This is a genomic window from Nitrosospira multiformis, assembly GCF_003050865.1.
Taxonomy (GTDB): Bacteria; Pseudomonadota; Gammaproteobacteria; order Burkholderiales; family Nitrosomonadaceae; genus Nitrosospira; species Nitrosospira multiformis_E.
Genome location: NZ_QAOK01000012.1, coordinates 78,852 through 92,832, shown reverse-complemented (window position 1 = coordinate 92,832; position 13,981 = coordinate 78,852). Strand labels below are relative to the sequence as shown.

General features: G+C 49.7%; 9 protein-coding genes, 1 pseudogene and 1 riboswitch. Of the genes and pseudogenes, 3 read left to right on the top strand and 7 right to left on the bottom strand.

Going from position 1 to position 13,981, the window contains the following annotated elements; all coding sequences use genetic code 11:
- Window positions 1–496: 496 nt before the first annotated feature.
- The 4 genes from C8R21_RS15875 to wecB form a co-directional block, all read right to left on the bottom strand.
- Complete coding sequence (locus C8R21_RS15875) at window positions 497–1,069, bottom strand: FxDxF family PEP-CTERM protein (protein ID WP_181258885.1); 573 nt, start codon at window positions 1,067–1,069, stop codon at window positions 497–499.
- Between the two features lie 216 nt (window positions 1,070–1,285).
- Window positions 1,286–2,731 carry a mannose-1-phosphate guanylyltransferase/mannose-6-phosphate isomerase gene (locus C8R21_RS08140; protein WP_107762251.1) on the bottom strand — a complete coding sequence of 482 codons (1,446 nt, stop codon included), beginning with the start codon at window positions 2,729–2,731 and terminating at the stop codon, window positions 1,286–1,288.
- Between the two features lie 95 nt (window positions 2,732–2,826).
- Window positions 2,827–3,882 carry a UDP-glucose 4-epimerase GalE gene (gene galE / locus C8R21_RS08135; protein WP_107762250.1) on the bottom strand — a complete coding sequence of 352 codons (1,056 nt, stop codon included), beginning with the start codon at window positions 3,880–3,882 and terminating at the stop codon, window positions 2,827–2,829.
- Between the two features lie 167 nt (window positions 3,883–4,049).
- A complete protein-coding gene (gene wecB, locus C8R21_RS08130; RefSeq protein WP_107762249.1) occupies window positions 4,050–5,165 on the bottom strand; it encodes a non-hydrolyzing UDP-N-acetylglucosamine 2-epimerase in 1,116 nt (371 codons plus the stop codon).
- Window positions 5,166–5,638: 473 nt separating this feature from the next.
- Here wecB and C8R21_RS08125 point away from each other — a divergent pair, with 473 nt between their 5' ends.
- On the top strand, window positions 5,639–6,013 hold the full coding sequence (locus C8R21_RS08125) for a class I SAM-dependent methyltransferase (protein WP_107762248.1): 375 nt from the start codon (window positions 5,639–5,641) through the stop codon (window positions 6,011–6,013).
- 467 nt (window positions 6,014–6,480) lie between these two features.
- On the opposite strand, the pseudogene C8R21_RS08120 reads toward C8R21_RS08125, so the two are convergent.
- Window positions 6,481–6,609: pseudogene (locus C8R21_RS08120) on the bottom strand (IS5/IS1182 family transposase); the annotation flags it as partial.
- A 118-nt stretch (window positions 6,610–6,727) separates the two neighbouring features.
- Here C8R21_RS08120 and C8R21_RS08115 point away from each other — a divergent pair.
- A complete protein-coding gene (locus tag C8R21_RS08115; RefSeq protein ID WP_107762247.1) occupies window positions 6,728–7,036 on the top strand; it encodes a hypothetical protein in 309 nt (102 codons plus the stop codon).
- 186 nt (window positions 7,037–7,222) lie between these two features.
- Here the strand turns inward: C8R21_RS08115 and C8R21_RS08110 are convergent, their stop codons facing one another.
- Together C8R21_RS08110 and C8R21_RS08105 are read right to left on the bottom strand one after the other, a co-directional pair.
- On the bottom strand, window positions 7,223–8,365 hold the full coding sequence (locus C8R21_RS08110) for a putative sugar O-methyltransferase (RefSeq protein WP_107762246.1): 1,143 nt from the start codon (window positions 8,363–8,365) through the stop codon (window positions 7,223–7,225).
- A gap of 238 nt (window positions 8,366–8,603) precedes the next feature.
- On the bottom strand, window positions 8,604–10,340 hold the full coding sequence (locus C8R21_RS08105) for a hypothetical protein (RefSeq protein ID WP_219906628.1): 1,737 nt from the start codon (window positions 10,338–10,340) through the stop codon (window positions 8,604–8,606).
- A 278-nt stretch (window positions 10,341–10,618) separates the two neighbouring features.
- Window positions 10,619–10,704, top strand: a riboswitch (cyclic di-GMP riboswitch).
- 904 nt (window positions 10,705–11,608) lie between these two features.
- Here C8R21_RS08105 and C8R21_RS08100 point away from each other — a divergent pair.
- Window positions 11,609–13,969, top strand: coding sequence for a right-handed parallel beta-helix repeat-containing protein (locus C8R21_RS08100; RefSeq protein WP_181258884.1), 2,361 nt, complete (start codon window positions 11,609–11,611; stop codon window positions 13,967–13,969).
- Window positions 13,970–13,981: the final 12 nt, after the last annotated feature.

Below are 13,981 nucleotides of genomic sequence, written 5' to 3'. Positions count from 1 at the left end.
GGCCCAGACGTGAATGCCCTGGGCGCGCTTTACGCTTTGCACCACCAAGCCATCGATCCCTAGGATAGAATCGATTGGGGACATCGGTATTGCCTCCATTAAACGTGTTCTTCGTAAAAACAAGTCTAATGAATACCCTTGTCCCCCGTTAATGATGAAGAGCCTATCCTGTTTCCTCCAATAAACAGGATAGCGCGCTTGGTCTTTATCTTGCTTTTTGCTGCACGCTCCCCTGCCATACTTTCTCTCTGCCGCGTCCGATCATTTAAACCATCGAAAGAAGTTTCGATTACACGCGGGTTACGAGCAAAACGCCCAAGACCAGGAAAGCGTTTAAAGTATTCCTTTGAGGGAAGAAAGACCCCTTACTCAAAAAGGGAAAGCAGACAGACGAAAACCTCAGAAATCCGCCGGAATGAAAAGAACATCCCAGCTAGGAAATGAGAACGGCCCCCGAGGGGGCCGCGTAAAAGAGCGAAGGACTGCGGATCTTCGCTTATGAGGTTTTGCGCATTCCCCGGCGACGAACGACGGCACCCATGAGCCCCAAACCAGCCAGAAGCATCGCATATGTCTCGGGTTCAGGTACAGCGGAAGCAATTGCACCAGAATATATACCACCCTCGCTCCCACCAGTCACCCCTGTAATGTTGAGGTAGTGTAATCCTCCGGAAACCGGGGTATCCCAGTTCAGACTAAGATGGTCTGTACTGTTGCCCGATGAGGGGAGCACGACTGACTGGAGAACCGTATCATCGCCACCACCAATGGCGTTATCAGCGCCGGCAGAAACGAGCGACATAGTGGCAAGTACCGTATCGAAAGTAAATCCACTAACGTTAAGTGGAATGTTTACCACCGACGCTCCAACACCGAGATTGGGCTCCGCGACTGTAAACGTGAAGATGTCGCTAAAACCAGTGGTGGTAGGTGCCACAACACTGCTGAAAGTCGTAGGGAAAGAGGTCGATATCGTACCCAGACTCTGTTCCGTATCTGCATAAGCACCCGCGCTCGCTCCCGCGAGAACCGCGATTGCAACAGCTTGTTTCAATGAAAATTTTGTCATCTTATACCTCCTAATGATCATGTACTTGGAAAATTAAAGCCAACCATCCTGTTATTTTTACCATGCAGAAGAAGGCTGGTAATTTTTGTTGGTAGTACTTGCTACCTGCTACACCGAGGTGCGAAATCAATCCGCGAGCCTCGATAGTGAAAGATTACACTCCATGGGAAAATGATCAATAGACCGATAGGACTAGCAGGAAAATTGATTGCGTCTTCAGCTTTCCTTTCTTCCATAAACATCCTCGAATCGCACGATGTCATCTTCTCCCAGATATGAACCGGACTGAACCTCTATCATCTCCAATGGAACGCAGCCAGGGTTCTGCAAACGATGACGAGTGCCCAACGGTATGAAAGTGGACTCATTTTCCGACACGAGATAAGTCGTATCGCCACGGGTTACCTGTGCAGTCCCGTGTACGACGATCCAATGCTCGGCGCGATGATGGTGCATCTGAAGAGACAACGAAGCGCCTGGCTTGACAACGATCCGCTTTACCTGGAAACGCTCGCCCGAATCGACTCCGTCATACCAGCCCCAGGGACGGAATACCTTTCGGTGCAATTCGCTCTCCGGTCGGCCCCTGCGCTTGAGATCGTCCACGATTTTCTTTACATGCTGCGTTTTACTCATGTGAGCCACGAGGATGGCATCAGGGGTTTCAATCACCACCATATCCTCAATCCCGACGCAGGCCACCAGCCGATGCTCGGACAAGGCCAATACGTTGCGGCAATCATTCAACAGCACATCGCCTTGAGACACATTGCCTTGATGATCCTTGGGCAAAACCTGCCACAAGGAATCCCACGACCCTACATCGGACCATCCGGCGGAGAGAGGAATGAATAGGCCAGCCGGCAGCGAGTCATCGTGAGCGAGGCGCTCCATTACCGCATAATCAATCGAATCGCTCGGACAGTGCAGAAATTCTTCTTTATTGACACGTAAAAAATCGCCGTCGACTACGCCTTTCTCCCAGGCGGCACGACAAGCAGTTGAAATATCGAGGCGACAGATGTCAATGGCAGCAAGCCATACGGAAGCCTTCATCATGAATAACCCGCTGTTCCAGAAATAAGAACCGGCTTCGAGATATGTTTGCGCGGTGGCACGGTCGGGTTTTTCAACAAAGCGCGCTATCCTGCTTGCCCCACCTGTTTCCAGTGACTCGCCGGCTTCAATGTAGCCATAGCCTGTTTCCGGCGAATCCGGCGTGATTCCAAATGTTATTACCGCACCGTCCGCAGCCAGTGTCATGCCTGCACGAATGGCCATTTGAAAACGGGGCACATCAACGATCACATGATCTGCCGGCATCACCAGCAGAACTGGATCGCTTCCATCCCGCATGGCGGCGAGTGCAGCCAGTGTAAGTGCGGGAGCAGTATTACGTCCCACCGGTTCGAGCAGAATATTCCCTTTTGTTCCCATGAGCCGCAGTTGCTCGGCGATAACAAAGCGGTACTCCTCGTTGCAAACGACGAGAGGCGCTCCAAGCTCGACATTGGCAAGCCCTTCCATGCGGCGGAGGGTAGCTTGCAACAGCGAGTCTTCACCGATAAAAGACAGGAGCTGTTTCGGATATTTCTGGCGTGAAAGGGGCCACAGGCGGGTTCCGGACCCGCCGGAGAGAACAATGGGAACTAATGGTTGCATAAAGTTTTTACGAAAACGGATCGCCGCTACTCGAGCGGGTTTACCAGGTATCCCGGCTCAGCAAGGAATTGATGGCGACAAAGAAATCGAACCACTTAGTGTGATTTCTCGCCTCCATATCCCTCGGGATTCTGGCTCTGCCAGCGCCATGTGTCAACGCACATTTCTTCCAGCCCCTCCTTTGCCCGCCAGCCAAGCAGATCGGATGCGAGCGCGGGATCGGCATAGCATGAGGCGATATCCCCCGGCCGGCGGGAAGCAATTCTGTGTGGTACCTTATGGCCGCTCGCCTTTTCAAAAGCCCTTACCATTTCCAGCACACTATAGCCCGTCCCGGTTCCGAGGTTTACCGTCAAGCATCCTCCTTGCCTGTTAACGGCTTCTGCATTGCGTACTCCAGGATTCTCCAGGGCTTCGAGGGCTTTGAGATGGCCTGATGCCAAATCCACGACGTGAATATAGTCGCGTACGCCCGTTCCATCCGGCGTTGGATAGTCATTGCCCCACACATTCAGATACTCCCGACGGCCGATGGCAACCTGGGCCACAAAGGGCATGAGATTATCAGGAGTTCCTCTGGGGTCTTCACCGATCAGCCCGCTAGAATGCGCTCCAACAGGATTGAAATACCTGAGGATGGCGCAACGCCAGGAAGAATCACTGCGATACAGATCGCGCAGGATTTCTTCGATCACTAGTTTGCTCCGCCCGTAGGGATTCGTGGCAGAGAGCGGATGGTCTTCGGTTAACGGTAGCCACTTCGGCTCACCATAAACAGTGGCGGAAGAACTGAATACCAGAGTTTTCACTCCGCACTCATTCATCGCCTCCAACAAACGAAGGGTACCGGCAACATTATTATCGTAGTAAGCCAGCGGCTGCTGCACCGACTCTCCCACGGCTTTGAGGCCGGCGAAGTGGATGACAGCGATTGCTTGGCTCTCCTGGAGAGCCTTGGTCACGGAGGAGCGGTCACGGCAGTCGCCTTGCACAACGCGTAGCTTCTTTCCGGTGATATGCTCAACCCGTCTTAATGCCTCGGGATGACTGTTACAAAAATTGTCGAATACGGTGACATCAAGACCTGCATTCAGCAGTTCCACACAGGTGTGTGAACCTATATAGCCTGCGCCACCGGTGACAAGGATCATGATTCTATCCGGATTAAAAATTAACTATTAACAATCTTTAGGCCTCCAGTTAAGCATGCTATTCAAGGAACGCCCTGCTGCAACTTCCTCAGCAATCATAGACAATATCCCATATCTGCTTATGGAGATCCGCGCTGCCGGCTCTCAACGGATAAAAACAGTATGTATTAGGGCTCACCCCGCGCATACTCCGTTGCAAGTATTTGTACGATTCGCTGTGCCGCCTTGCCATCCCACAAATGTGGCCGGCGTCCCTTCTTACCCTCCCCCCGTAGCACCCTCCGTACCTCTGCAATGATACGAAGCGGGTCCGTTCCGGCCAGCACATTCGTGCCCTCTTCCACTGTAACAGGACGTTCGGTGTTGTCGCGGATCGTGATACAGGGCACGCCCAGAGCAGTAGTTTCTTCCTGCAAGCCGCCGCTGTCGGTGAGTACTACAGTAGCGTCTTTCCACAGATTAAGGAAAGGCATGTAGGCCTGCGGTCCCACTAGCGTTACGTTTGGTCCCAGATGAATGTCGAATTTATCCAGGTTTACACGAGTGCGAGGATGCACGGGAAAAATCAGGGGAAGCTCACTCGCAATATCATTCAGGGCTGAACTGATACCTCCCAACGTTTCAGGATCATCTACATTACTCGGCCGGTGTAACGTAACCACCCCGTACCCGCGCTCATTCGTCAGATGAGCAGTCTTGAATAGGCTTGTTTCATATACAGAGGTATCAGCATGGGTCAGTTTTTCCACCTGGTAGAGCAAATTATCGACCATTACATGCCCGACATAGTGAATGGCAGCATCTTCCTTGCCCTCGTGCCTTAAATGCGCAACACCACTTGGTTCGGTGACAAAAAAGAAATCTGAAATACTGTCCGTAACCAGCCGGTTGATTTCCTCGGGCATCCTCATATCGCCACTGCGTAGTCCAGCTTCAACATGAGCGACCGGAATATCCAGCTTTTTGGCGACGATCGAACATGCGAGCGTCGAGTTCACATCACCTACCACCACCACAATATGTGGCCGCTCGCGGAGACAGAGTTCCTCAAATGCGATCATGATCCTGCTCGTCTGTTGAGAATGACTGCCACCGCCCGCTCCCATGAAAACATCAGGTGCTGGAATGCCCAATTCCTCGAAAAATACATCATTCATTTCCCTGTCATAATGCTGACCAGTATGAATGATACGAAAGATAAGACCACCTAGAGTTTGAAGAGCACGCACAATAGGTGCGATCTTCATGAAGTTTGGGCGCGCACCGGCCACTAAATAGATCATGCTCCCTATCCCGATCCTTTCCCGGCTCCACTTATCTGTAAGGAATTGCTTTTCCAGAAAAGAAGCTTATGAAGAAGCGACTGATAGCGAATAAAGGTAAACGACGGTAAACTGCATAATTTGAGTAAGCCTGAAGAGTTCCAATGCATTATGAACTGAAATAGTACGAGAATATAAAAACTGGCGACGCAGAAGCTTTCTATTAAACGACTTAATTTCTGGAAACGTAATACGTCTCTACTAGTCGCTTCAATGCACGATGAACTATTGTCCTTAATAAATTCGCAATGCAAAGGAAGATGCTCCAGAAGCAACGTTAAGCAAAAGACTCGAAGGTCCTATAATGTAATTGTTCCGATTTTTTAAGAGGAACATATGCCGATCTTGGCCCTTTAACAACTCCTACAACTCCTGACAATACTTATCGAATGTAGTAACACTATCAGGAAATACAGCGACTAGAAAGGTCAAAGATGAATCATTTAAGCGCGCTTGAATTTTCACCCAGCCTTGAACGAGAAGTAGAGTTAATAGAGCATTACATTGCTCAGCAGGTAACCACAGAGGATCCGATCTGGATCCTTGAAGCAGGTTGTGGTCAAAGATGGACACTACGCCTCGATGGAATCAGATATTTTTTAACAGGAGTGGATTCTGATCCCCATGCACTCGATATTCGCAAAAACATCCGACAGGACCTAGATCAAGCAGTGGTAGGAGATTTACGAACAGTGAGGCTTGATCCTGGAAAATTTGATGTTATTTATAGCTCCTTCGTGCTAGAGCATATCCAAGGAGCAGAAGGTGTATTGGAGTCATTCGTGCGTTGGTTGAAACCGGGGGGATAATAATTATCAGAATACCTGATCCTGATTCCGTTCAAGGCTTTATCACGCGAATCACCCCCCACTGGTTTCATATATTTTATTATCGCTATACTCGGATACAAAAACGCCGGTCGACCAGGATACGCGCCGTATCCTACCTACTATGACCCAGTAGTTTCTCGTGCTGGTCTTCGCAGATTTTGTGAAAAAAATAACGTCACGATAAAAGTGGAGCTCGGGGATGCATACTATCGACCTGGGCAAGGGGCGGTTCAAAGGGTGATTAGTGCGATCAAGCGAACTGTCAAAACTATATCGCTCGGGAAATTTTCCGACAGGCACACAAATCTTCTCTACATCCTGCAACTTGACAAGCAGTGATTGTTCTTGCACCTGCCGGACTTCAGGGTCTTCCGAAAAAACTGAATACTCCTGCAGGTTCTGACGTCATCCCCAAAAACTGTATCAGTTTTAAATTGCCGTTGACACTCGACGATCCAGCGCTTGGGCATTACCTTGAAAGTGTGCAGTTCGCTGCGCCTGGCGATCTGCACCGAGACTTCTTCTCCCAAGAGATCTCGCCCGCCTTGGGCGAATGATTTTCCCGTATAGCCGCTGTGTGAACAGGTCCTTAGAGGGGCCCTCGATGAAATCCCTGCGGCCTACTCACCCCTACGTGCGTATACGAGCAGGCTGACTTTATCTTGCAGTCCGGATCTATTCTCACGCAAAATCGTGGGCTGGGCAATTGCCCTTGCCATGCCTGCCGAACTGGTGGCCGCGGCATTGCGCATGTCAAATCTGGCAGCGCAAGCTTGCGCCGGAATTGTTGTTGTATCCCGAGCGGGGCAGCCAGTATGCAAGCCTGGAGTACCAGAGCTTGCTCGATCAGCACAGCATCCGCTGCAGCATGAGCCGCAAGGACAACTGCTGGGTAATGCCATGATGGAGCGTTTCTTTCTGAACCTGAAAATGGAACGCGTGTGGCAACGTGATTATGCAAACCTTGGCGAAGCTCGGCGTGATATCACGGATACATCGTGAGCTTCTACAACGGATCAGATTACATTCGAAATTGGACTATCTGTCACCCACCGTCTATGAATGGAAAATGGCAGCAATACCACCTATTCCAGTGTCCGAATTACTTGACACTACACTCGCCACTCCCAGCACCGTCAGCTTTCACCCCTCAGTCCTCGTTAAGTGCTGCTTTTCGACTTTCTCTAGCTAGATGGCAACTTTCCTCCGGAAGAGGAAAAAATGGTCATTAACCCCGATGAATTCACGAAGATCCGGATTCATGTATGCCGGCCTTCGATCCCATAACTCATAGCCGCAATTAAGTACATCAGACAGGAATTCTTTCTTCGTTCCGTCAGCTTCGGTGGTCAACAGTTCGGTGGGGTCGTTCGGCACTATCAGTAACCACTCTATCTCCCGGCTCCGAATCTGCTCCAGCCACCAGCGTACAGCGACATAAGAACATTCGGAAAAGCTATGGATATTGACTGCCAAATCGTAACGTTGACTCAATGTTTGATATTCAGTCAATGGGACAGAACGGGCGCGATCCCCGATTCCTCTGAATTGGAGATAATAGTCACAAAGGAATGTAGACTCCGGAACAGCATCTATACAGTCATACGCACTCAAGTTTGGAAAAGCCTCACACATCCTGTGTGCAAAACGTCCGTAGCCAGCCCCTATATCAAGAACTTTAAATTCGCTGCGTTCAGAAAGATGGAGATGCTCATCGAGGTAATTTATTTCGTTTACTGAATCCAGAAGATCCCGGCTTAAAAGGTCAGTGCGCCCCGTAAAAGAAAAGGTCCAACATCCAAATAATCCGTCTTCCTTCAGCCGTTCAAGCAAACCCAGCTTGTCTCTATTCTCGACATCCAGTACAGCAAGATAAAAGCGAAGACGTGCATCACTTTTAAGCTGGCGATACTGCCAGACGTACAGATTATCGCCGCGAAACCAAGCCAAAGAGAGTTGACGATCAAGTTGTTGCTCCCTCCAGACAGTATGTTGCAGCACCGGTAACTGTAGACCACGATAAGCAGCTCGGAGAGATTGCAAGCGTGGATTTTCGGAATTCAGAAAAGATTGTGCTCCGAGGGGCAGTTCACGACTCTTATCGTAACTGCTTAGAAAATACTTTAATTCGTGTTCCCTAATGCGCTTAACGCTGTAGCCACTCTTAATTAAAAAATTATTTACAACACTTTTTAGGCCGGCTGGCATTTTTAGAAACTCCAAGTTATTAATAGGAAATGCTTCGCGTCCTTTATCACGGAGACAAACGAAACAAGAAATTTTCTCTCTGGCATTAAGAAAAAAACCCGCAGCGTAAAATCCTATTTGCATAAGATTTGCGCGAGCGGAAATCAGGAATAAGAATGTCTTCTTTTATTTTATATTAACCCTTTTAGATGACACGCTACTGGAAGCAATATACTGACGTCGATTTCAAGATTCCTGATAAATACTCGCAAAAATGCGCTATTAAGCAATCGGGTGGAGTTCATATGATACAGAACATTTTCAACCTGAAGGGCCTGCCGCTGGTCTGCCATGCTCATCGCGGATTATTTTTTAGCAGCAATTACTCGACGTACTTCTCCACAGTTCCGCGAAGAAGTTGTTCATAACGGAGCAGGGTTAAGACTTGTAGCAGAAGAGGAAGGTGCCGCTGCCGGGCTTCGGACGACGTAGTTTTACTCAGAAGTGAGTCAAACTGCGGCCGTCTAATGTAGTTCCAAACATGGGAGTTTCTCGTCTCCATACAGAAATTCCGTACTTCGCCAAGTTTTTTCTCGAGAATTATTGCTTGCGTAGAAATACACGAAGTGTCAGCAGGATGCGCTCGACGTATTTTCTTCTCCCAAATCATTTTGAACATGGCAAGGTTAGGATTCTGATTTCGCCAAGGCTCGGTTGAAAATGGAATTCGATGAAGTTTTGGATTAAGCCCTATCAACTGATAATGAAGCGGTTCGGAGAAGCGAAATGATGGAGTGAGTCGGAAGGCCGCTTCTACAAAGGGACGGGTACAAAGTGGTGCAAACAGATTAACACGAGGATGTATTTTTCGTGCATTAGACCCCCCCCAGCGGCGCACGCGCTCGAACGTATAGAAAAGATCGGGAATGTCTGCGACAGGACATCCGGAATCCAGCTTTTGCTCCACCCACTGGTTGAGAAATTCGCCCGCTATAGTGATCAGCTCATCATTGATCAGTTCGGACTTTTGTAAAAGTCTGTCGGCGAGAAAGTGTTTAGCGAACCTGGCGCTCTTCAATCCGTAATGCCATTTAGGATGATCAAAGTTCGCCCGCCCGATTTCGCCCCCAATACCCCAAATCAAAATGGACGGTGATCGCTCCGGTTCGGATCGCCCCAGGACATCCACCATCTGCCAAAGACTGACCATCCCGTCGTTCTGGCGTATCAGTTGATCCATAGCACGAGACCAGTCGCAGATGAGATCATCAACGTCTTTCGTGATAAGGTCATACGAGAGCCCGAATCTTTGGGCTATTTGTTGTCCTGTAACCACATCGGCTTCGCTGCCTGGAAATACATCTGTGTAGTATTGGGCCGGGATATCTGCATGCATCATCAGCAAGACAAGAGCCCGACTATCCCTCCCGCCTGTAAGGGGACATTTCAAAACCCCCTGGTGTTTCGATAGCTCAGCACAGATGCCCGCCAGCTTCGCCGCCAGCTCTACTGCCTCTGAATAACCGAAGCGCGAAACTCGGGGATGGCTCCACAAACGGCTCAAAGGATAATCGCATGACTTTACGGGATCGTTTCTGATTCCTTCCCATTTCCAATGAGCGGCCGCTGGCAAGACTCTGATTGTACGATGAAGCGTCCGATCTCCGGACACCCAGCCAAGTGAAATGGCCAAACTCATACCTAAGGGATCGAGTTCTGCAGACCGGATTATCGTGGCAAGAAGTTCCACGCTGTTGCTGAGCAACCAGCGACCGTGCTCTGTCCAGAAATACACCTGCCCAATGCCGAGAAAGTCATTCCGGACCTCAAGGCGAGGACCCTCTAGTTGGGCTCGAACTGTCCAGAATTGACCTTCACTTGCCTCAACCTCATCCCAGTGATAGAATAAATCTCGTGCATTCATAGGGTTAAATCTTCCCGACGGCTGGACAAGGCATCCATCGTAAAAACAAAGTTCGGTGGCGGTGCCATGTATTTGCATTCGCAATGAGGAAGCGCTTTGATCGGAATTACTGAGTTGCATGACGGCGACAAAGATACCAGGTCCTGTCAACTCGTTCAGCGATTGAAGATCAAGAGACGGATAGATGGAGGTCATGCGTCGTAATGATAGAAGCGCAGAGTTCTGCATCTCCATCGTTATATTCCACCCGGCAACAAAGACGTTTATGGCGAACTCCAAAGATTAAAATTCGATGTTTACTTGAGGAGACTACATTACATAAAACAATTATAAGGCACTGATAAAACTAATATTTTTATACTCAAGGCGATATTGTAGGTAGTCTAATCTCCATTAGCAAGAAAAGCAGGACGTTTACAATTCTATTTGTTCTCTTCATTCCTGCTCCCTGAGCTAAAATTCTCATCTGAAGAATTTGTAAAAGGCAAACCATGCGAAAGCGTGGGACGCAAAGTCATCGGTCTAAAGGGCTAAGCCCCAGGATAGCGAGACTGCCAGAAGTACGGCTCACTCTACCAGGTAGAAAATATTTCCTCGGAAGGGAGAGCGCTGTCTCCTGCAGTTTCGCCTGAATCACAAAAAGGGAGAACTGCAAGATGCAAATTTACGAGAAAGGACAAGAAACCACCCGTTCAAGGGCGCAATCGACAGCTAAAATCTTAAAGGTAGCGGCTTCCAGAGCAACTTTCAACATCAAGGCAATCGGTGCCTTCCTTGTCTGTTTCCTGGGATTCCTTCCCTCCGTTTTCGCAACTACATACTACATTAATTCCGAGCTCGGTGATGATTCTTCGACTGGCAAACAGCCTGTTGCCAGTGGCTCGTCAAAGGATGGCCCCTGGCAGACGTTGGGTAGACTTGCCAGCGCGTCTCTGCTTCCCGGCGACACTGTTTACCTCGCTTGCGGTTCTGTCTGGAATGAAACGCTTCGCATCGCGTCCTCAGGTACTGCAACAGCGCCTGTTGTCATTTCCGCGGGACCGGGCCAATGCGATGTCCGTCCTACTATTGACGGTGCCGTAACGATTCCCCCGCATATGTGGAAACAACATGCAGGGCACATCTATCGGGCTCGCCTGCCAGTCGAGCATATTGCTAACACTGCCTTCAGCGAAGGTATCAACGGGTGGAACATCTGGTCCGCCCGCAATGACGCTTCAATAGGCCTGGATACGGACTGCAGCGGCTTATCGGAACCTTGTCTCGCGTTCATGTCCGGCACCTCTCCGAGCGTTGCAATCAGTAGCAGCTTCGCGGTTGCAGGAGGGGTAAATTATTCTGCGAGCCTGCGCGTCAAAGCGCCAGCAGGAACACGTCTTCGCTTTGCCATTCGCCGCGCTGGCTCAAGCTATGAATCTCTTGCACCTGACCAGTCCATGACAGCATCAGGGGTATGGCAAACCATGAAACTTACCTTTCGCGCCTCCTCGTCGACTCCCAAAGCTCGTCTGGATATTGAAGAGCCGGGGGGAAAGGTCAAAATCTACCTGCGGGAGGTGAGTGTCCGACGCATGCTACCGTTTGAGGGCGTAAACGAAGTGTTCGTAGACGGAGCCGCTGTCCGCAGGGCACATCATCCTAATTTTGGCTGGAAAGATACGAATCCAGACTCAGCTTATGCCCCCATCGCTTCAGACGGTGGAAAAACAACACTTGATACACGAAACCTCGAACTACCGAATGATGGAAGCCTCACATCCGGACTTAACGTATCCATCCGTACAGCACCGTGGATATTGGAAGAACGTCGAGTTGCTTCTGTATCAGGAAGCAAACTGACGCTTGATAAGCCGACTACATACTCGATAAAACCTGGATACGGCTACTTTTTAACGGGGGCATTATGGATGGTTGATTCGCCAGGAGAATGGCACTTTGATTCTTCCACAGGGGACTTATACATATGGATGCCGGATGATTCCGCTCCAGGCGGCCGAGTTTCCATCAACTCCCTTCCGGTTGGAGGAGACTTCAGTTCCAAAGCTTATATTGATGTCGCTGGACTGGCGATACGGCATGTGACAACGGGCGTGCGGTTGAACCGGGCCAGGTCAGTAAATTTAAAATACATGGTACTGTCTGAGCTCGATTCTCAAGGTGTTGAAGCTGATCGTTCCAGCTCCTGTGCTGTTGAAAGCAGCAGTATTACCAATACTGGACTCGAAGCGATAAGGGCATTGGAGGGAGCTACGGGATTCAGTATTTCGGATAGCAGCATTATCAACTCAGGCGGTGGCCGTAGAACTGATGGCTGGCGGCGACTGACACGTGGACCTGCCAAGGCATCCATAGACGTAAATGCCAACGGCAAAATTTTAGGCAACAAGGTTCTGAACTCGGCAAATAACGGTGTTTTTGCCGGTTTGAATTCTGTTATTAAGGATAATTATTTTGGATATTCCTGCCTTCGGTTTAATGATTGTAGCGGCATTTATACAAATAACTGGGGCAATAACTCCTCTATCATAGGAAACGTGGTGGAGACAGTGGTAGGGGACTTAAACGGTCTACCTGAAGGATGGCCTAACCACGCGGTTGGAATTTATCTCGACGAAGTGGGTACCGGGCATGAGGTACGGCGAAATACAGTCACCAATGCAGAGTATGGCCTTCAAATCCATAATGCAAGTCGCTCCATAGTCGCTGACAATCTCTTCTTTGGAAATCGCCGCTACCAGCTCTGGTTGCAGGAACGAACGACAAGCATACGTTCCAGTGGCGACATTTTTGAAAACAGGATCGAGTCAAATACCTTCGTACCCACGGTCGGCGGACCGAGTATAGTGATGGAATCAGAAATTGGAGATACAGCCGACTTTGCCACATTCCACAATAACTATTATTCCACGTTGATCTCTCCCCGTGCCATCAGTGAGCTCTGGCCTGGTGGCAGTGGGGGTTATACTGTCTCTGAATGGCAACTAAAAGGCCGGGAGGAGGGACCTCAAGGCACTGAACCGGCGGGTTACGCAGCTTTCCTTTCCATTGGATCCAATATCATCCCGAACGGAGATTTTGGAAATGGTAGTAGTCAGGGGTGGACGTGGTGGACTAAAACGGCATCTCGTCCTCAAACTCAAATCCTCAGCTGCAGCTTTGGGCCATGCCTGCAAATCACTGCTAACAGCGCCCCCGCGTCGCTCTCTTCACCCAATTTTTCTGTAATCGGAGAACAATGGTATCGTGTCACCTTCGATGCTGCCACTACAGGCTCAGATCAACCCATAAATGTAGTGGTTCTCCGCGGTGGGGGGGGAACTGCGCCTTATGAACTGCTGATGCCGGCAGCCGAGACGTTCTCAATTACTCCAGCTTGGCGCCGGTATTCATTCTTGTTCCGGGCGGCAAAAACAGTTATTGCCAATGATCCCGCTACGGGCGAATCTGGGGCGCGCGCTGATTTTGGCGGCGTCCAGCCAGGAACCTCTTTGATGATTGGAAAAATAGAAGCAGTTCCCGTCAGGCGGTCGGAAGCCGCGTTGCAGCTTTGGCTTCGCCTCAACTCCTCTAAACAAAAGGAAACGGTGCCCTGCGCGCAGGAAGATGAAGCAGCGGACCTCTGTGGCAAGTTCGTTCATTTAAAGGATGGGCAACTGGTAAATTGGTCATCTTCCGTTGAGCCACTATCGGGGGAGCCTGCTTATACCCGTGATATCTCCCTTCAGGATGAAGACGGTGACGGTGTAGCAAGTGTGGAAGATGTTTGTCCCAATACTCAGCAAAACAAGGCAGTTAACGCACAGGGCTGCGCGTTAGATGATTAATTTTCTCAAAGC